This window comes from Lysobacter antibioticus, from assembly GCF_001442535.1.
GTDB lineage: Bacteria > Pseudomonadota > Gammaproteobacteria > Xanthomonadales > Xanthomonadaceae > Lysobacter > Lysobacter antibioticus.
The window spans coordinates 3,106,531-3,124,624 of the sequence record NZ_CP013141.1 but is presented as its reverse complement, the minus strand read 5'-3'; the positions used below and the strand labels follow the sequence as shown (position 1 = coordinate 3,124,624).

Annotated in this window: 19 protein-coding genes; 12 read left to right on the top strand and 7 right to left on the bottom strand. The window is 66.8% G+C overall.

Annotation, left to right across the window (positions count from 1 at the left end):
* Window positions 1-39: 39 nt before the first annotated feature.
* The 3 genes from GLA29479_RS12715 to GLA29479_RS25285 all read left to right on the top strand — a co-directional run bounded on the left by GLA29479_RS12715 (window position 40) and on the right by GLA29479_RS25285 (window position 4,463).
* Complete coding sequence (locus GLA29479_RS12715) at window positions 40-750, top strand: rRNA pseudouridine synthase (protein WP_057971797.1); 711 nt, start codon at window positions 40-42, stop codon at window positions 748-750.
* A gap of 1,286 nt (window positions 751-2,036) precedes the next feature.
* Window positions 2,037-3,155 (top strand): ricin-type beta-trefoil lectin domain protein, encoded by a 1,119-nt coding sequence (locus GLA29479_RS12710; protein ID WP_057971796.1) that lies wholly within the window; start codon window positions 2,037-2,039, stop codon window positions 3,153-3,155.
* Between the two features lie 201 nt (window positions 3,156-3,356).
* On the top strand, window positions 3,357-4,463 hold the full coding sequence (locus GLA29479_RS25285; RefSeq protein WP_057971795.1) for an RICIN domain-containing protein: 1,107 nt from the start codon (window positions 3,357-3,359) through the stop codon (window positions 4,461-4,463).
* Window positions 4,464-4,656: 193 nt separating this feature from the next.
* Here GLA29479_RS25285 and GLA29479_RS12700 read toward each other — a convergent pair whose 3' ends face one another.
* A complete protein-coding gene (locus GLA29479_RS12700) occupies window positions 4,657-5,688 on the bottom strand; it encodes a LysR family transcriptional regulator (RefSeq protein WP_248842729.1) in 1,032 nt (343 codons plus the stop codon).
* Between the two features lie 22 nt (window positions 5,689-5,710).
* Between GLA29479_RS12700 and GLA29479_RS12695 the strand changes: the two genes are divergently transcribed.
* From GLA29479_RS12695 to GLA29479_RS12685, 3 genes are all read left to right on the top strand, one after another.
* Window positions 5,711-6,250, top strand: coding sequence for a carboxymuconolactone decarboxylase family protein (locus GLA29479_RS12695; protein WP_057916583.1), 540 nt, complete (start codon window positions 5,711-5,713; stop codon window positions 6,248-6,250).
* Window positions 6,251-6,332: 82 nt separating this feature from the next.
* The gene (locus tag GLA29479_RS12690; protein ID WP_057971794.1) at window positions 6,333-7,895 is read left to right on the top strand and encodes a 2Fe-2S iron-sulfur cluster-binding protein; all 1,563 of its coding nucleotides are present in this window, start codon (window positions 6,333-6,335) and stop codon (window positions 7,893-7,895) included.
* Window positions 7,896-8,103: 208 nt separating this feature from the next.
* Window positions 8,104-8,985, top strand: a complete 882-nt coding sequence (locus tag GLA29479_RS12685) for an alpha/beta fold hydrolase (protein ID WP_211264979.1) — start codon at window positions 8,104-8,106, stop codon at window positions 8,983-8,985.
* 97 nt (window positions 8,986-9,082) lie between these two features.
* Here GLA29479_RS12685 and GLA29479_RS12680 read toward each other — a convergent pair whose 3' ends face one another.
* The 3 genes from GLA29479_RS12680 to GLA29479_RS12670 form a co-directional block, all read right to left on the bottom strand.
* Window positions 9,083-9,646 (bottom strand): DUF2846 domain-containing protein, encoded by a 564-nt coding sequence (locus GLA29479_RS12680; protein WP_057971792.1) that lies wholly within the window; start codon window positions 9,644-9,646, stop codon window positions 9,083-9,085.
* Between the two features lie 127 nt (window positions 9,647-9,773).
* Window positions 9,774-10,322, bottom strand: coding sequence for a DUF6196 family protein (locus tag GLA29479_RS12675; RefSeq protein WP_211264978.1), 549 nt, complete (start codon window positions 10,320-10,322; stop codon window positions 9,774-9,776).
* Window positions 10,294-11,526 (bottom strand): esterase/lipase family protein, encoded by a 1,233-nt coding sequence (locus tag GLA29479_RS12670; protein ID WP_057973190.1) that lies wholly within the window; start codon window positions 11,524-11,526, stop codon window positions 10,294-10,296. Before GLA29479_RS12670 ends, GLA29479_RS12675 begins: the two co-directional genes overlap by 29 nt.
* A 155-nt stretch (window positions 11,527-11,681) precedes the next feature.
* Between GLA29479_RS12670 and GLA29479_RS12665 the strand changes: the two genes are divergently transcribed.
* The gene (locus GLA29479_RS12665) at window positions 11,682-12,104 is read left to right on the top strand and encodes a GFA family protein (RefSeq protein ID WP_057971790.1); all 423 of its coding nucleotides are present in this window, start codon (window positions 11,682-11,684) and stop codon (window positions 12,102-12,104) included.
* Between the two features lie 47 nt (window positions 12,105-12,151).
* Here GLA29479_RS12665 and GLA29479_RS25280 read toward each other — a convergent pair whose 3' ends face one another.
* Window positions 12,152-12,322, bottom strand: a complete 171-nt coding sequence (locus tag GLA29479_RS25280) for a hypothetical protein (protein WP_169795656.1) — start codon at window positions 12,320-12,322, stop codon at window positions 12,152-12,154.
* Between the two features lie 37 nt (window positions 12,323-12,359).
* On the bottom strand, window positions 12,360-12,497 hold the full coding sequence (locus GLA29479_RS25275) for a hypothetical protein (RefSeq protein ID WP_169795655.1): 138 nt from the start codon (window positions 12,495-12,497) through the stop codon (window positions 12,360-12,362).
* Window positions 12,498-12,884: 387 nt separating this feature from the next.
* On the opposite strand from GLA29479_RS25275, the gene GLA29479_RS12660 reads away from it, so the two are divergent.
* From GLA29479_RS12660 to GLA29479_RS12650, 3 genes are read left to right on the top strand one after another with little or no spacing between them, the layout of a single operon-like run.
* Window positions 12,885-13,892: a methionine ABC transporter ATP-binding protein gene (locus GLA29479_RS12660; protein WP_057971789.1), complete on the top strand. Its 1,008-nt coding sequence runs from the start codon at window positions 12,885-12,887 to the stop codon at window positions 13,890-13,892.
* Window positions 13,889-14,572 (top strand): methionine ABC transporter permease, encoded by a 684-nt coding sequence (locus GLA29479_RS12655; protein WP_057916575.1) that lies wholly within the window; start codon window positions 13,889-13,891, stop codon window positions 14,570-14,572. Before GLA29479_RS12660 ends, GLA29479_RS12655 begins: the two co-directional genes overlap by 4 nt.
* A 40-nt stretch (window positions 14,573-14,612) precedes the next feature.
* Window positions 14,613-15,407 (top strand): MetQ/NlpA family ABC transporter substrate-binding protein, encoded by a 795-nt coding sequence (locus tag GLA29479_RS12650; RefSeq protein ID WP_057916574.1) that lies wholly within the window; start codon window positions 14,613-14,615, stop codon window positions 15,405-15,407.
* A gap of 25 nt (window positions 15,408-15,432) precedes the next feature.
* Here GLA29479_RS12650 and pcaD read toward each other — a convergent pair whose 3' ends face one another.
* On the bottom strand, window positions 15,433-16,242 hold the full coding sequence (gene pcaD, locus GLA29479_RS12645; protein WP_057971788.1) for a 3-oxoadipate enol-lactonase: 810 nt from the start codon (window positions 16,240-16,242) through the stop codon (window positions 15,433-15,435).
* A gap of 26 nt (window positions 16,243-16,268) precedes the next feature.
* Between pcaD and GLA29479_RS12640 the strand changes: the two genes are divergently transcribed.
* Together GLA29479_RS12640 and GLA29479_RS12635 are read left to right on the top strand one after the other, a co-directional pair.
* Window positions 16,269-17,369, top strand: a complete 1,101-nt coding sequence (locus GLA29479_RS12640) for a LysR family transcriptional regulator (RefSeq protein WP_248842728.1) — start codon at window positions 16,269-16,271, stop codon at window positions 17,367-17,369.
* A 217-nt stretch (window positions 17,370-17,586) separates the two neighbouring features.
* Complete coding sequence (locus tag GLA29479_RS12635) at window positions 17,587-17,997, top strand: DUF6006 family protein (RefSeq protein WP_057971786.1); 411 nt, start codon at window positions 17,587-17,589, stop codon at window positions 17,995-17,997.
* The last annotated feature ends 97 nt before the right edge of the window (window positions 17,998-18,094 follow it).

Here is an 18,094-nt window from a genome sequence, read left to right as displayed (position 1 = left end):
ATATCTTTACACTTGGCGACCCCAGTATCGAATTCCGTCATGTCCGAACCCGTCCGCCTCGACAAACGCCTCGCCGAACAAGTCCCCTGTTCGCGCACGGACGCCCAGCAATACATCGAGGGCGGCTGGGTGTCGGTGGATGGCGAGATCGTCGAGGAGCCGCAGACCCTGGTCTCGACCCAGACCGTCGAACTGGCCGCGGACGCCCGCCTGGAACCCATCGAGCCGGCGACGATGCTGCTGCACAAACCGGCCGGCCTCGATCTCAAGGACGCCGCCGGCCTGGTCACCCCGGCCACCCACGCGCCCGGCGACCTGTCCGAGGTGCGCGTGCTCAAGCGCCATTTCCACCGCCTGACCCCGCTGGTCCCGCTCGATAGCGACGCCAGCGGGCTGGTCGTGCTGACCCAGGACGGTCGCGTCTGGCGCCGCCTGACCGAGGACTACGCCCAGATCGAACAGGAGTTCGTGGTCGAGGTGGCCGGCGACCTGTTGCCCTACGGCATGCAGAAGCTCGCCCACGGCCTGAGCTACCAGGGCCGCGCGCTGCGGCCGTGCAAGGTCAGCTGGCAGAACGAAACCCGCCTGCGCTTCGCCATCAAGGACGTACAGCCCGGGCAGTTGCGCGACATGTGCCGCCAGGTCGGGTTCGACGTGGTCTCGATCCGCCGCCTGCGCATCGGCCGCATCTCGCTGAGCAAGATGCCGGTCGGCGAATGGCGCTACCTGCCGGTCGGCGAACGCCTCTGATCGCGAGCTTCCGTCCACGGCCTAAGGGACTGACACAACCCGCCTCTTTGTAAGCCTCTCCTTTTTAATCAGCCTCCTTTGCAAAGGGGCAGGCGCCTGCATCGTTGGGCTGAGCAGCCTTGCCACCGCGCCCGGGGATTTGCGGGCAGGTTGCCGCGATCTAGCCGGAACAAGGCCCTCCCTGCCTTTTTTCAAAAGGGGGGGAACTGTCGGAGTAGCGGATACGCCGGAGCCGCATCTTGAGCGTGGACGAAGCGACGGCATCACCGAAGCGACGAGCATCGACAGCCGACGGGGCTCATGCAATTCGCCTCGTCTTAAATTCCCCCCTTTGCAGAGAGGCCAGGCGCCCGCGTCGGTCGGCGATCGCTCCCGAGCGCTGCGCCTTCGACGCCGATATGCGGGCCACCGTCGACGCTGCACTCATTCTCGGGATGAAGACCTTGCGCTACACCATTCGCGCTACGGCGAACTGATCGAGCGCTTGCGTCGCTGGCGAGTGCCCGACCGAGAGCAGGCCCCATCCGATGCGTCGGGCGCGTCGACGCGAATCCAACGCCCTGACGACCTATGTTTTTTTATTACATGAGCGGAATTCGGCTGCCCTGCCTCACACCGACGCTCCCTAAATGTATTTCGAAACACATAACGAGCTTTCACGGCCGATAAACCCCGCCATACCGCTCATCGGAAAATAGAAAAAATCCCCGGTAAACTCTTACGTTTCAAGCTATCGCAACGGCCTTTTACCGGCATCTAGACTCCCTCCTCGCGCAAAAGCCGCATGACTAGGGCGCCTGGAAAAACACATAACAATAAATTCTAAATAAATCCCAGGAAAGTTAGCTACATTCGCCGGCAACGGTTCATGTGCTATCGCCACAAAGCTCCACCGATGCGGCACCGCAGCCTCCCGCGGCCCCTCGTCGAACCTCCGAGCACAGAGCGAGCAAGCACACCCCTCCGCGACAGGAGTGCAGCAGGCGATGCTCGCTTTCGTTACCGACGCCGTAGGCGACGCGCAGCCATTCGCGCCACTCAAGGACTCGTGCATCGCGCACGAATCGGGTGCCGCGATATCAAGACCGGCACCGCTCCCCCTCACTCGCCGAATGCATTCGCAGCGCCGGCGCACTCGGTACGACATGAGCGCGCCCGACCGCCGCGCATACGAACCCGGCCGCAATGAAGAACGACCCGCTCCTGAGTTTCGCGCCAGCCTGGGCGGGCCTGCATGGATCGCGAACATCGTGGCGCGATACCGCTACAGCCTCGGAGTAAGAGTCATGAATATCGTCAAGTCGCTGCGATGCTGGGGAGCGCTGCTGCTGTTGGCACTGTCACCCCTCCAGATTATGGCCGCCGCACCGGGTGGCTACACCTACTACGAGTTCGACCCCGCCATCACCGGGTTCGATTCGATGAATTACGGCATCACGGTGGAATCCGATCCCGGCCCTCGGGCCAACGTGTTCTGGGCCAATCAGTTCGGGCTCGTCGGCCGTCCCGGTGGCTACGCCGGCATGCAACGCCACTCCCAACTCGGCGGTTTTCTCCTGTTTTCGGTCTGGGGCGCGACCGCAGGCCGAGTCGGCAGCTCGGGCAGTATCTGCGGCGCGTTCGACGAGTTAGGTACCGGCTACAGCTGTCACATGGTCTACGACTGGAAGGTCGGCCACACCTATCAGTTCCATCTCGCACACGAAGGCGGCGGTTGGTTCGGCGTCACCGTCACCGACCTGGCCACGGGCGCCTCGGTGAAGATCGGCAGCGTGCTCACCGCGGCCACCCAGATCTCACCGAAAAACATGACCAACTGGGTCGAGTACTGGGAATGGAACTGGCCGCAGTCGAACTGCTACAACCAGCCCTATAGCCGCGCGGAATTCCTGCTGCCCATCGGCAACGTCGGCACCGCCTCTCCTCGCGTCGCCAGCATCTCGCGCAACTATGTTCCGGGCTGTTACGGCCGGATCGATACGCTGCCGATCGGCACCGTGCACCACTACGCCATCGGCAACTCGCCGCGCGGTGCGGTGACCGATGGCGGCGGCCTGTGCCTGGATGCGAGAGGCGGCGCGACCACCAGCAATGTCCCGGCGCAAGGCTTCGCCTGCCACGGCGGCGAAAACCAAGCCTGGGTGCACGGTGTCGATCGCACGCTGCGGCTGTGGACCGACCTGTGCCTGGATGTGGCCAACGGACAGACCGCGCCAGGCGCGCCGGTGATCGTCTTCAGTTGCCATGGCGGCCGTAACCAACAATGGAATCGGGTCGGCAATCAATTGCGCAGCGACCTGTCCGGCCTGTGCCTGACTTCAGCGGGCGCCGCCACGCAACTCACGATCCAGGCCTGCACCTCGCAAGCGAATCAAAACTGGCAGATCCCCAAGCCGGCGCCTTGAGCGGCCGGCCCGTATGCATCGCCGATGCCCCGCATCGGCGATGCCCGGCGACACCGCACGAACGCGCCCGGCCGCGCGGAAGGCGAATGCCGGCAGCAAGCACACCAAAGACCCGCTCATGGCTTACGCGCCAGCCTGAGCGACCTGCATGGATGGCGAACGCCACGGCGCGAGTACTGCTACAGCATCGGAGTAAGAGCAATGAAGATCGTCAAGTCGTTACAACGCTGGGGAGCGCTGCTGCTGTTGGCATTGCTGCCCTTGCAGGTTATGGCCGCCGCACCCGGTGGCCACACCTTCTACGAGTTCGACCCCGCCATCGCTGGGTTCGATTCGATCAATTACGGCATCACGGTGGAATCAGATCCCGGCCCTCGGGCCAACGTGTTCTGGGCCAATCAGTTCTGGCTCGTCGGCTATCCCGGCGGTTATACCGGCATGCAACGCAAGGCCGGCACCGGCGGCTACTTCCTGTTGTCCGTTTGGGGCGCGAGCGCCGGCAAGCTCGGCAGTGCCGGCAGCGTTTGCGCAGAATTCGATGAGTTTGGCACCGGCTACGGCTGCCATATCACCTATCAGTGGAAGGAGGGCCACACCTATCAATTCCATGTCGCACATGAAGGCGGTGGCTGGATCGGCGCGACCGTCAACGATCTCACCGACGGCACCAGCTTCAAGATTGGCAGCGTCCTCACCAAGGCGACCCAGATCTCGCCGAAGAACATGAACAATTTCACCGAGTACTGGGAGTGGAGCTGGCCCACGGTGAATTGCTACAACCAGCCCTATAGCCGTGCCGAGTTCCTCCTGCCGGTAGGCAATCCCGGCACACCTCTGGCCAGCGTCGCGCGTGTACTCAGGACCAATATCCCGGCATGTGACGGCCGGATCGATCAGACGCCGACCGGGAGCGTGCACCAGCATGCGATCGGCAACTCGCCCCGTGGCCCGATCGTGCATTCCGGCAATCAATGCCTCGATGCCTACACCTACCAAAGCGGCGTCCAGCCCATCCTCGGCACCTGCCATGGTCTCGATAACCAGGCTTGGGTCTACGCGGCGGACAAAACACTGCGCACCGCCTCGAATCTGTGCATCGACGCCTACAACGGCGGCACCACGGCAGGCACGCCGATCTACGTCTACACCTGCCACGGCGGCGCCAACCAGCAATGGAACCGGGTCGGCAGCGAATTCCGCGGCGTCCAGTCGGGCCTGTGCCTGCGGGCCGCGGGCGCCGGCTCCGACTATCACCTGACCCTGCAACGCTGCGAACAGGGTTGGCAGATCCCGCTCGCGACACCTTGACCGAAGAGGCGGCCCGACCGCGTCGGGCCGCCTCCATTCTCTGCATGACACAGGAGGGCGGTCGCAGTCGTTTGCATCGACACCGCGAATCCGGCGAGCCGTAGCTCCTGGCTCCTCCCGGCTCGCTGGCGCCAAAATACCGGCGAACCGCAACTACCGGGTGTTTCTGTCGACGCCGGCCGGCAGCCGCCGCTCAATTCAACGCGCTATTGCCCCGCAGTTGCGCGACCACCATATCGACGAAGGTGCGAACCTTAGGCGAGGCGTAACGCCCTTCGCGATGCAGTACATGCACGGGCAGCGACGAATGCCCGTACTCGCCCAATACGATTTTCAGCTGTCCGGAAGCGAGGTGCGGCGCCACCTGGTAGGACAACAGCCGGGTGATACCGAAACCCCGCACCGCCGCCTCGATCGCCGCATCGTTGGTGGTCACGATCAGGCGAGGCTTTATCCGCACCGACTGCGCCTTGCGGCCGTCGCCGAACTTCCACTCGCTGGACGGGCTGATGCCGAGCGCGGAAATGATGTCGTGCCGGGCCAGGTCGGCGGGGGTCTTCGGCAAGCCGCGCCGGCGCAGATAGTCCGGCGACGCGCACAACAGCCTGCGCACCTGCGCCACCCGGATGGCCTGCAGGCTCGAATCGGGCAGCTCGCCGATGCGCACGCCGACGTCCAGCCCCTCTTCGATCAGGTTGGCCACGCGGTCGAGAAACAGCGCCGACACCTGGGTCGCCGGATAGCGCTGCAGGTAGTCGACGACGATCGGCAATACGAACAACTTGCCGAACTGGACCGGCGCGGTAACGGCCAAGTGCCCGCGCGGTTCGGCGTTGATGCCGGCCGCCGCTTCGTCCGCTTCGTCGACCTCGGCCAGGATCCGCCGCGCATCGTCGAGATAGCGCTGCCCCGCTTCGGTGGCGCGGACGAAGCGGGTGGTGCGGTCGAGCAACTTCACCGCCAGCCGCTCTTCAAGACCGGCGATCGCCCGCGTCACCGCCGGCGGCGACAGGCCGAGCTTACGCGCGGCCCGGGCGAAGCTTTCCTCTTCGGCCACCGCGACGAAGACCGTCATCAGGTGCAGTCGGTCCATCCGGATTATTCCTCTAATCGCAATAATGAATTTTGCTTCCCGGTGATTCTTATGACAAGCGAAATGGCGGAAAGTGACGTCACCCCGAGGCCTGCAGGCAACCACGCCGGCTTCGACCGCACCTAACTCCACACGTCCCCTTCAGGAGCTTCCCATGAGCCGCATCGCCGTCATCGACCGCAACACCGCCGACACCGAACAACAGCAGTTGCTGGACGCCATCCAGCGCGAGCTCGGCTCGGTGCCGAATTTCCTCAAGGTATTCGCCAACTCGCCGGCCGCTCTGCGCGCCTTCCTCGGCCTGCACGGCATCGCCAAGGAGGGCAGCCTCGACCTTCAGACCCGCGAGCGCATCGCCCTGGCCCTGGCCCAGCAGAACGCCTGCGAGTACTGCCTGTCCGCACACACCGCGCTGGGCCGCAATGCCGGTTTGAACGGCGACGAGATCGCCGCCAACCGCGCCGGCGGCAGCCAGGATGCCAAGGCCGCGATCGCGGTGAAGTTCGCCCGCTCGCTGGTCGAGCACCAGGGCGAAGTCACTAGCGCCGAGATCCTCGAGGTGCGCGAGGCCGGCTTCAGCGATGCCGACATCGTCGAGATCATCACCCACGTCGGCATGAACCTGCTGACCAACATCCTCGGCAAGGCCAGCCGGGTCGAGATCGACTTCCCGAAGGTAGCCTTGGCCGCCTGAGCGGCCGGCCCCAGGCCGCGCGCCACCACGATCACCAGAACCAGGGCCGGCGGCGCCGCATCGCCGCCGGCTGGAGTACGCCATGAGCCGCGCATTCGCCGATATCACCTTCACCCCCAGCGTCAAAGACGCGCAGCAACGCCACGGCAGCCGCGAGGCCAATCGCGCCTTCGAACTGGCCGAGGATGCGCGCGACTCGATCGGCGAGCGCGAGGCCGAATTCATCGCCGAACGCGACAGCTTCTATCAGGCGACCGTGTCCGAAACGGGCTGGCCCTACGTCCAGCACCGCGGCGGCCCGGCCGGCTTTCTCAAGGTGCTCGATGCGAAGACCATCGGGTTTGCCGACTTCCGCGGCAACCGCCAATACCTCAGCGTCGGCAATCTCGCCGCCGACGGCCGCATTTCGCTGATCCTCATGGATTACCCGAACCGGCGCCGGCTCAAGATCTGGGGCCGCGCGCGCATCGTCGATGAAAGCAGCGACGCCGCCCTGATCGCAAGGCTTGAAGTGCCCGCATACCGCGCCCGGGTCGAACGCGGCATCGTCATCGAAGTCGAAGCCTGCGATTGGAACTGCCCGCAACACATCACCCCGCGCTACACCGAGGCCGAGATCGAACGCATCGCGCCGGCACGGCCGACGCCGCCGAGCGAGGAAAAGCCGCGCGCGGCCGAGGCTGCCGTCTGGGGCGAGGGCCCACTGGAACTGGTCGTCGCCGGCGTCAGGCAACTCACCGCACGGGTGCGGGCCTACGAACTGCGCCATCCCCAGGGCGATGCCTTGCCGGCGGTCGCCGCCGGCGCGCATCTGCGCGTGCCGGTGCAACTGGACGGAAAGACCGAGCTGCGCCACTACTCGATCAGCTCCGATCCTTCGCGGCGCGATGCCTACGAGATCGCGGTGCTGCGCGAAGACGCCGGGCGCGGCGCATCGAAAGCCCTGCACGCGGGCTTCGAGCTGGGGCTGCGCCTGCGTTGCGAGCCCGCGCGCAACGACTTCGCGCTGAGCGAAGACGCGCGTCCCGTGGTCCTGATCGCCGGCGGCATCGGCATCACCCCGATCAAGGCCATGGCGCACACGCTGGCGCGGCGCGGACAGCCGTTTCAGATCCACTATGCCGGCCGCGGCCTGCGCGAACTGCCGTTCCTGGAGGCCTTGCAGGCGCAGTTCGGCGAACGGCTCAGCGCGTATCCGGCCGATCAGGGATTGCGCCTGGACCTGCGCCGGCTGTTGTCGAACGTGGCAGCGGATGCGCTGATCTATGCCTGCGGCCCCGCTCGCCTGATCGATGAGCTCAACGCCGTCGCGGCGAGCCTGGGGATCGGCGAACGCGTCCGGATCGAACGCTTCGATGCGGCCGCCCGGCCCGACGACCGCGCCATCGAAATCGAGCTGCGCCGTTCCGAGCGGCGGGTCCGCGTCGCCGGCTCGCAGACGATCCTGGATGCGCTACTGCTGGCCGGCGTGAACGCGCCATCGGATTGCCGGGCCGGCAATTGCGGGACTTGCGCGGTCAAGGTGCTCGACGGCGTACCCGAGCATCGCGACAGCGCCCTCAGCGCCGCCGAAAAGGAGCGCGCCGCCTTGATGTGCATTTGCGTGTCGCGGGCGCATTCCGAACATCTGGCGCTGGATCTCTAGCGCGTCATCGCGTCGCCCCACCCTCGTTTCGATCCATCCGGTCGTCGCGACCGGAACGACCTCCCCCACTCTTCCGAGAACCGTCATGCCTCGATTGTCCGTAGCCCTGGCGAGCGCAGCCCTCGCGAGCGCCGTACTTCTGTTCCCCCCACTCCCGGCCGAGGCTTCCGCCATCGCGGAGACTCTGCCGCCCACCGCCGAGCGCCCCATGACCAGCCATCACCATATCGCCGTCGACGGCACCGAACTGTTCTATCGCGAGGCCGGCCCCAAGGACGCGCCGGTCATCGTGCTGCTGCACGGCCTGCCGAGTTCCTCGCACATGTTCCGCGAATTGATCCCGCTGCTCGCCGACCGTTATCGGGTCATCGCGCCGGACTACCCCGGCTTCGGCGCCAGCGCCGCGCCTTCGCCGGCCGAGTACGACTACAGCTTCGACCGGCTCGCGCAAAGCGTCGACCGATTGCTGCAGGCGCTCAAGGTCGAGCGCTACAGCCTCTACCTCTTCGACTACGGCGCGCCGGTCGGCTTTCGCCTGGCCGTCGAGCACCCGGAACGCATCCAGACGCTGATCGTGCAGAACGGCAATGCCTACGATGAAGGCATGGGCACGTTGTGGGACCCGTTGCGCGCCTATTGGAAGGAGCCGACCCCGCAACGCTCGGGCTTGCTCGCGGAAAAGCTGCTGAGCCTGGCCTCGACGAAATGGCATTACCTCGAAGGCGTGCGCGACCCGTCGGCGATCGCGCCGGAAAATTGGTTGCTCGACCAGGCTTTGCTGGATCGACCGGGCGTGCAGGACATACAACTGCGCTTGCTCTACGACTACGGTTCCAATCCCGGCAAGTACCCGCAATGGCAGGCCTATTTCCGCGAACGCCAGCCGCCGATGCTGGTGCTGTGGGGCAAGAACGATCCGATCTTCCTCAGCGCCGGCGCCCACGCCTACCAGCGCGACCTGCCGAAGGCCGAGGTGCATCTGTTCGACACCGGGCATTTCGCCCTCGAAGAAGACGCGCAACCGATCGCCCTGCGCATCCGCAGCTTCCTGGGCTGCCAGCTGGGCGAGTCGCAGGCCAATCAAGATTGACGGACACGGAACCGGCGCCGCTGCGGTGTCCGCAGCGGCGCTGGCTTGATCGCTGCGCCGCCCGATCCGGGCGAATCGTCGGATCGCGAACCGAAGATCAGCCCTTCGGCAACAACAGCTTGCAGCTGCGGATCGCGGTCTGTGCCGCCGCCACGTCGGCGTTGCGGCGGTAGTGATAGCCGCCCTTGAATGCGCCGATGAGGATTTCCTTCTCGATGTAGGCCACTTCGCCGGCCGCCACCTCGAAGCTCAACGGCTCCTTGCATTTGCCGTCGCCGCTCAGCACGTGCTGACCCGGCTCGACCAGCAGTCGATAGAAACAGTAACCGCGGGTCTGGCCGATCGGCTGGCCGTCGAGCACCACGTCCATGCCGACCAACACCGCGACGAACTGCTTGCGGTAGAGATAGATCACGCCCTTGCCGGGCTCGGGCTGGAACTTCAAGGCCGCCGCGGTTTCCGCCGGCGTCGCCTTGCGGGTGGCCTGGTTCTTGAACGCGAACAACCAGACCAGGTAGACCACGAAGCCGACGACCAGCAGGCCGATCAGCCAGTTGAGGAAACTCGACCCGCTGGCTATCGAAGCCAGTACGCGTCCTGCGATGGCGCCGACGATGATCAGCGGAAGGATTTTGAGAAAACTTGCACGACCTTGTGCCATGACGATCCTGAAACGTTAAGGGCCGACAGCATAGCCAAGCGCAGCCGCGGCCACACGCATGTGATCGGGCGGTTGTCGTGGCACCAGGCCGGGTCGGCGCGGCCGATGAAGGCGGCGGCCGGCGCTGTTACGGCGCCAGCGTCATTTTCTCCGGCGACACCAGTGCATCGAGTTCGGCCGCGATCTCCGCCGCGACCGCCACCGGCACGCCCCAGTAATCGAAGATGCCGCCGTCGCGGCGGTTCTGCCCGCAGGTCACGAACACACCGGTGCCGAACTTGCGCTTGAGCCGCGAGGCCAGCCAGCCGACGAAACCGCTGTTGTCGACGCGGCTCGGAAAGTGGAAGCGGAACAAGGCGAACAGATCCTCGGCGGGGTCTGTGCAGGGCACCAGCTGACTCCAGACTTCATCGTCGCGCACCAGGGCCAAAGCATCGGCACGCACCGCGGCAGGAAAATCGGCCAAAGGGAACTCGACAAAGGCATAGGTGCCCGGATATGCCAACAGGCGCGCCTGCTTGGTCACGACCAGCAAGCGGGTGTTGGTCTGTTCGATCGTTTCCCGCGATATGTCTACCACTGCAACCTCCGCCGGCCGCTGCCGGCCCGATGATGGATTCGTCTGCCCCAGTCCGGCCGCGACCGCCTCACTCCAACCAGTGCCGGATGCGCTCATAGACCTGCGGGTCGCCGAGCAGGTCGAGATGATGCAGGCCATGGCCCACCCATTGCCGCGACTTGGGAATGCGCAGGTCGAAGGCCGGATCGGGATGATGCCCGAGCGCGCTGGCGACCGGCACCAGGCCGTCGCCGCTGAGCCTGTCGATGCCCCCGTCCTTCGCTGCACCGTTCTTGTCGGTCGAAACCGCCACCGCGTAACTGCGCACCTGCGCCGGCAGCGGTAGCGGCGTACGCGCGTCGCGGCGTCCGTCGCGGCCGTGCTTGCGCCAGTCCGCGTCGAGCAGGTTGCCGTGGCGCAGATCCTGGATGCCGGCGCTGCGGATCTTGCCGAGGCGGGCGAACGGCGCAGTGTAGGGACTGCGACCGATCAGCATGTCGAACCAACTGCCGGCGCGTTCGAGCGGCGCACCGTGATGCGGCGTGCCGAGAAAGATCAGACTGTCGAGGCGCTCCGGCCAGCGCAGCCCGGCGCGCGCGGCGGCATGGCAGGCGCTGCGCGCGACCAGGCCGCCCATGCTGTGGCCGACGATGGCCAGGCGCTCCACCGGCACCGGCCACTCGCGCAACAGGCGCTCCAGGCGCGCGGCGAACTCGCGGCCGTTGCTGGAGATGTGGCGGCCGCTGTTGTAGTGCAGATAGACCGGCATCCAACCCGCATCGCGCGCCAATGCCGCGCCATGGTCGTGGCCGTTCCAACGCCATTGCAGGTCGTTCATGCACAGGCCGTGCACCATCACCAGCACCTTGCCGGTCGCGTGCGGATAGGCAGCGGCCAGGGTCTTCCTTCCCAGGCACAACGGCTTTCCGTCGCTGCGCAGGCGCATGCGGATCGCCAGCGGATTGGCGGTCGCGGCCAGATGATCGCCGAGCACGCCGTTGAGCGCGGCGGCCACGCCGTCGCGCTGCGGCAGCGAGTCGATCCGGTCCAACAGCGGCGCGAACTGCGCGAGCGCCAGGTCGAGACCGTCGCCGACGAAACGGGCGATGCCGCGCACGCTGCGGTAAACCAACCCGCTGATACCGCGGGTCGGATCGCGCACCGGCGCGCCGAGCGGGCCCGGCAGGGCGACGATGGTGGCGTGGACGGATTCGACCAGGTCGACCACGCCGGTGATCGCGTCGATGCTCAGGCGGCCAATACCGCGCAGGTCCGCACCAGGGCCGTTGCCGGTGTCGGCCGGGGACGAGCGTTTCGGCATGAGCCACCAGCGCGCAACCACGGGCTTGCAGCCTAGCGCAGTCGGCGTCGCGAATTGGGACTGCGGAACTCCGGGATCGCGGGGTTCTGGCGTACGGTGGCGGCGCGAACGGCGCATGACGCGGTTCGCGCCCGGCTCGCGAGGAGAGACGAACAATGAGCGACACCCACTTCGAAGGCGGCTGCTTGTGCGGAGCGGTCCGCTATCGCGCCACTTCGGCCCCGCTGCGCGGGGTGATCTGCCACTGCGGCCTGTGCCGCCGCCATTCCGGCGCGCCGGCGCTCGCCTTCGTGCATTTCCCGGCCGACGCCTTCGCCTGGCTCGCCTCGCCGCCGAGTTGGTACCGCTCTTCCGAGCATGCCGAACGCGGCTTCTGCGGAGTGTGCGGCAGCACGATCGGCATGCGCGAAAGCGTGTTGGCCGATCGCGTGCAGGTCTGCATCGGCAGCCTCGACGAACCGGAGCGGGCAGGCATCGACGATCACGTCTGGACCGGTTCGCAACTGCCCTGGTTCGAAGTGGCCGATGCGTTGCCACGTTTCACCCGCAGCAGCACGGCGGTGCCGTCGAAGGCCTAAGCGCCGAGCTGGGCCAGGAGCGGCCGGCCGCTCCTGGCCGGGTTCGATCAAAGACTGCGGAACAGGGAACCGATCAGCAGCAGTACGAAACCCAGCGCCACCAGCCAGAACGCGAAGCCGGCCAGGAACGGCAGATAGCCGAGCCGGGCGGCGATGCCGGCGCCGCCGGCCAACAGGGAGATGAAGAAGATCGGAAAGCTGGGCGGGGTCAGACGCATGGAAAACCTCGTGACGGAAGACGGATGCAGGTCCGCATTAGCTCCGGCCCATGCTGGCGATGAGGGCGGCGACCACGGCCAGGATCGATGCGACCGTCAAGGCGGCCACGAGCGAGGCCGACGGCCCGGGTTCGTGACCGTCTTGCGGAGTCTGGTTGTCCGATTTGCCGCTCATGCTGCTGGCTCCTGCCATGCCGATACCTGCATGAGGCAATCCACACGAATCGTGCCAACGGCTCACCGGCGCGAGAGCCACCAACGGCGCGCTGTGCGACACAAAGCACACTAGTCGGCGCAGGCTGCAAAACCGCTTATCACGTCACATTTTGACCTGCGCCGTCCGCCATCACAGACACCGTCACGGTCGACGCCGCTGTCCCGCACGATCCGGCATAAGCACATAACCGTTGCAACGGGCCCGGGGCCTGACCCCGCCTTACAATGCGGGCCGCCTCACGGTTTGCCGGGTGATAGTGTGGCGGTCCGACGCCCGGCCTCGGAGTGGCGACGTGCCGCGCCGCACGGCCTCGCCTCTCCCGCACAGCCACGCCCACGACGGTCCATGATCCAATTCCAGCAGGTCCATAAATCGTTCCGCGTCGGCGGTCACGAGGTGCCGGCCTTGCTGCCGCTCGATCTCGACATCGTCGAGGGCGAGGTGTTCGGCATCATCGGCCACTCCGGCGCCGGCAAATCGACCCTGATCCGGCTGATCAACGGCCTCGAACGCCCCAGCGGCGGGCGGGTGCTGGTCGACGGCGAAGACGCCAGCGCGCTCGACGGCGCCGGCCTGCGCACACTGCGCCAGCGCATCGGCATGATCTTCCAGCATTTCAACCTGCTGTCCTCGCGCACGGTGGCGGCCAACGTGGCCTTTCCGCTGGAGCTGGCCGGTACCCCGCGCGCCGAGATCGCCGCGCGCGTCGCCGAGCTGCTCGCCCGCGTCGGCCTGAGCGCGCACGCCGACAAATATCCGGCGCAGTTGTCGGGCGGGCAGAAGCAACGCGTCGGCATCGCCCGCGCCCTCGCCTGCCGGCCGCGCATCCTGCTGTGCGACGAGGCCACCAGCGCACTCGACCCGCAGACCACCGCCTCGGTGCTGGCGCTGCTGGCCGAGATCAACCGCGAACTCGGCCTGACCATCGTGCTGATCACCCATGAGATGGAGGTGATCCGCCGCGTCTGCGACCGCGTCGCGGTGCTCGACGCCGGCCGCCTGGTCGAAAGCGGCCCGGTCGCCGACGTATTCCTGCATCCGCGCCATCCGACCACGCGCCGCTTCGTCTCCGAGGCCGAGCACGTCGACGAAGGCGGCCTGCACCGCGATTTCGCCGCCGTGTCCGGGCGTTTGCTGCGCCTGACCTTCATCGGCGAGCACACCTACGAACCGTTGCTCGGCCGGGTCGCCCGCGAGACCGGCGTCGACTACAACATCCTCGCCGGCCGCATCGACCGCATCAAGGACACGCCTTACGGCCAGCTCACCATCGCCCTGGTCGGCGGCGACAGCGATGCCGCCATCGCCGCACTCGGCGCGGCCGGGGTGCACGTCGAGGAGATCGCGCGATGAGCCCGAACCCCGGTTGGTTGCAACACCTCGATGCCGGCAAGTGGGCCGAGATCGGCCAGGCCACGCTCGACACCTTGCTGATGCTGGCCGGCGCGCTGCCGCTGACTCTGCTGATCGGCCTGCCGCTCGGCATCGCCCTGTTCCTGACCGGCCCCCGTCAGCTGCGCGCGCAGCCGCGTCTGTACGGCGTGTTGTCGCTGATCATCAACATCCTGCGCTCGGTGCCCTTCATCATTTTGATGATCGTGATGATTCCGCTGACCCTCGCGGCGATGGGCACCTCGCTCGGCGTGCGCGGCGCGATCCTGCCGCTGGTGGTGGGCGCGGCGCCGTTCTACGCGCGCTTGGTGGAAACCTCGCTGCGCGAAGTCGACCGCGGCATCATCGAGGCCTGCCAGGCGATGGGTGCGACGACGCGGCAGATCGTGTTGCGCGCGCTGCTGCCCGAAGCGCTGCCCGGCTTGATCGCCGGCGCCACCGTGACCACCGTCGCCCTGATCGGCTATACCGCCATGGGCGGCGCGATCGGTTCCGGCGGCCTCGGCGACCTCGCCTACCGCGACGGCTATCTGCGCTCGCACACCGACGTGGCGGTGGTGACGGTGCTGCTGTTGTTGCTGCTGGTGCAGGCGCTGCAGACGCTCGGCGACAAACTCGTGGCGCGTTTCAGCCGACGCTGAGCGGGCCGCCCTACGCTATCGAATCGATCGAGGACGCAAGATGAAAAAGCTGTTGGCCATCCTGGCATTGACCGCCGCAGGCCTGAGCGGTTGCGGCGGCGGCAACGATGCGGCGTCGCAAAAGCTCACCGTCGCCGCCACCGCGGTGCCGCATGCGGAAATCCTCGAAGTGGTGAAGCCCCTGCTGGCCAAGCAAGGCGTCGAGCTGGACGTGCGCGTGTTCAACGACTACGTGCAGCCCAACGACCAGGTCGCGCAGAAGCTGCTCGACGTCAGCTATTTCGAAACCGAGCCCTATCTCGACTCCTACAACCGCAGCCGCGGCACGAAGCTGACCACCATCGTCGGCGTGCACATCGAGCCCTTCGGCGCCTACTCGCGCAAATTCAAGTCGCTCGACGCGCTGCCGCAGGGCGCCGACGTGGTCATCCCCAACGACCCGAGCAACAACAGCCGCGCCCTGATCCTGCTGCACAAGTCCGGGGTGATCCAGCTGCGCGACCCGACCGATGCGCTGGCGACCCTACGCGATATCACCGCCAACCCAAAGCAGCTCAAGTTCCGCGAACTCGACGCGGCGATGCTGCCGCGCATCCTCGACCAGGTCGACCTGGCGTTGATCAATACCAATTACGCGCTCGATGCCGGGCTGGACCCGACCAAGGACGCGCTGGCCATCGAAGGCCGCGACTCGCCCTACGTCAACTTCCTGGTCGGCCGGCCGGACAACCTCGACGACCCGCGGGTCAAGAAACTCGCAGCGGCGCTGACCGGCCCGGAGGTCAAGAGCTTCATCGAGAAGAAGTACCGCGGCGCGGTGTTGCCGGCGTTCTGAGCGGCCGTCGCCGGGCGCTCGCGCATCACGCGATACTCGCGCGCCCCAACAGGAAGCCGAGCACGGCGCTGATGAACTCGGCCGGGTACTCGACGTTCGACAAATGCACCGCCGGCAGCACCAGCAGACTCGCGCCGGGCACACTCGCGGCGATGGCCTCACCGTGGCTGGCCAGGGTCACCGTGTCGTAGCGGCCGGCGATCACCAGGGTCGGGCGCGATACGCGATCGAGCGCCTGGCGCATATCCAGGTCGCGCACCGCCGCGTAGTTGCCGGCCAGGCCGCGCGGATCGGTGGTCAGCAACATGCCTCGGAAGGCCTGGATCACCGGCCCGTTCGCCTCGCGCATCGCCGCCGGGAACCAGTTGCCGAGGAACCTCTCGGCGGTGTCGGTCATGTCCCCGACACCCAGCACCGAGGCGATGCGCTCCGCCCATTGCTCGGCCGGCCCCAGATAGGCCGAAGTATTGCTCAGGATCAAACGGTCGATGCGCTCGCCGGCGTGGACGCCGAGCCACTGCCCGATCATGCCGCCCAGCGACAGGCCGAGAAAATGCGCGCGTTCGATGCGCAGGGCGTCGAGCAGGTCGAGCACGTCGCGGCCCAGGCGTTCCAGCGAGTACTCGCCCGCGGGTACGTCGGACGCGCCGTGGCCGCGCGTGTCGTAACGCAGCACGCGGAAATGCCGCGCCAGTTCCGCCACTTGCGCATCCCACATGTGCAGATCGGTGCCGATCGAATTGGACAGCACGAGCAACGGGCGGTCGGCGGCGCCGTCGAGGCGGTAGGCGATGCGCACGCCGTCGCTGGCGCTGAGGTAAGACAGGTCGTTCATGGCGATGCTCCGTTCGGATAGGCCGCTTGGGAGCTCTGCAGGCGGTCGTTCGGCCCGGTAGCGCTCCTGCAACGGCAGACGCCGTGGAGCGAATCCTAGTTGCGGCCGAACTCGACGGATATTACAAAGCTCGTACATTCTTTGTAGTTATCTCCGACATGAGCGCCTTCACCCTGCACGACCTGCAATGCTTCGACGCCGTGGTCCGCGCCGGCGGCTTCCAGGCTGCGGCCGCAACCTTGCATCGCTCGCATCCGGCGGTGTTCGCCGCCGTGGCCAAGCTCGAGCGTCAGCTCGGTTTCGACTTGCTGGACCGCAGCGGTTACCGGGTGCGCCCGACCGAAGCCGGCCAATCCTTCCATCGCCGCGCCCAGGCCTTGCTGCGCGAGATGGAGGAATTGCGCACCCATGCCGCACAACTGGCCATGGGCGAGGAAAGCGAACTGCGCGTGGTGATCGGCGACCTCTGCCCGAGGCCGCAGATGCTGGCCCTGTTGAGCCGTTTCTTCGCCGCCTGCCCCGGCACCCGCTTGCATCTGCATTTCGAGGCGGTCGGCGGGCCCGTGGAGCGTTTGTTCGACGGCGACGCCGACCTGATCCTGCACCGCGTCGACAAGCGCGACCCGCGCATCGAGTGGATGGACCTGTGCCCGGTGCCGTTCGTGCCGGTGGTCGCTGCGGGCTTCCTGCCGTTCCCGATCTCGCGCGCGATCAAACCCGAACGCATGCGCGACTTCACCCAATGCGTCATGCGCGACAGCGCGCGTCACTCGCCGCCGCGCGACTACTTCACGATCGAAGGCGCGCACCAATGCACCGTCGCCGATCAGCTCATGAAGAAGGACCTCATCCTGCAGGGCATGGGCTGGGGCCACATGCCGCGTTTCCTGATCGAACAGGAACTGCGCGAGGGCCGCCTGCATTCGATCGCCGGCCGCTACCTGCCCGGCAGCGTCGAGGAACTGGTGGTGGCGCGGCGCAGCGACCGCGCGCACGGCCCGGTCGCGAACCGGCTATGGGCGCATCTCGGCGAACAGGCATCGCGCTTTCGCGCTTCGATCGAAGCAGCGGCAGCGCCGACGACAAAGCCGCCGGCGAAGTCCGCGCGCCCGCCGGGGAAACGCTGACGGCGCCGAGTGCGCGCATAACGCAAGTCACGTGGCGATCCGTCCATACCCCGGCGACGGGCGCGGCCCGCATGGCGCCCGCCTCGTCTCGCCGCGACGCAGCACCGTCGATTCATCTGCATGTTGCATCGTTGGCGATGCCTGCTTTGGCCTGTCCGGCTGACACCTGTCGTTGGCTTGGTCGTAACTGGACTCAAGGCCACAGGAGTAGCCGATCATGAACACCGCGTTGAACACCGTACTTTGGATCGCCCTCGCTATCGCCGCCGCAGCCGCGGGCTGCAGCCCGGTCGCCGCCAGCCAGGTCAGCGGTTGGTGGGGCGGCAATTGGACCTGCACCATCGACGGCCGCCCTGCCAAGATGAAATGGAGTGCCGTCGACGACAGCCAGACGAGCTGCGACGGCGATGTCTGCAGCAGCACCTCCGGCGTGCGCTGGCAGGGCCGGTTTTCCGACAACGGCTCGCGTTGGGTGGCGTTGAACAACCCGCGCCGCGGTAGCAACGGCGGCTTGTATTTCAATCATGCCGACGGCAATCGCTGGTATCTGCCCACACCGACGGGCAACCGCAGCAAGGGCTGGACGACCTGGAACGGCCAGCGCTATCCGCTGGTGTGCTGGCACTGACCGGCCGGTCGATGCACCGTGCCGCGCGCTGAACGCTTCGGCGACCGCCTGCCCGCAGCTCGCGACAGGCGGCCGTCGATGTCGTCGCCACACTCGC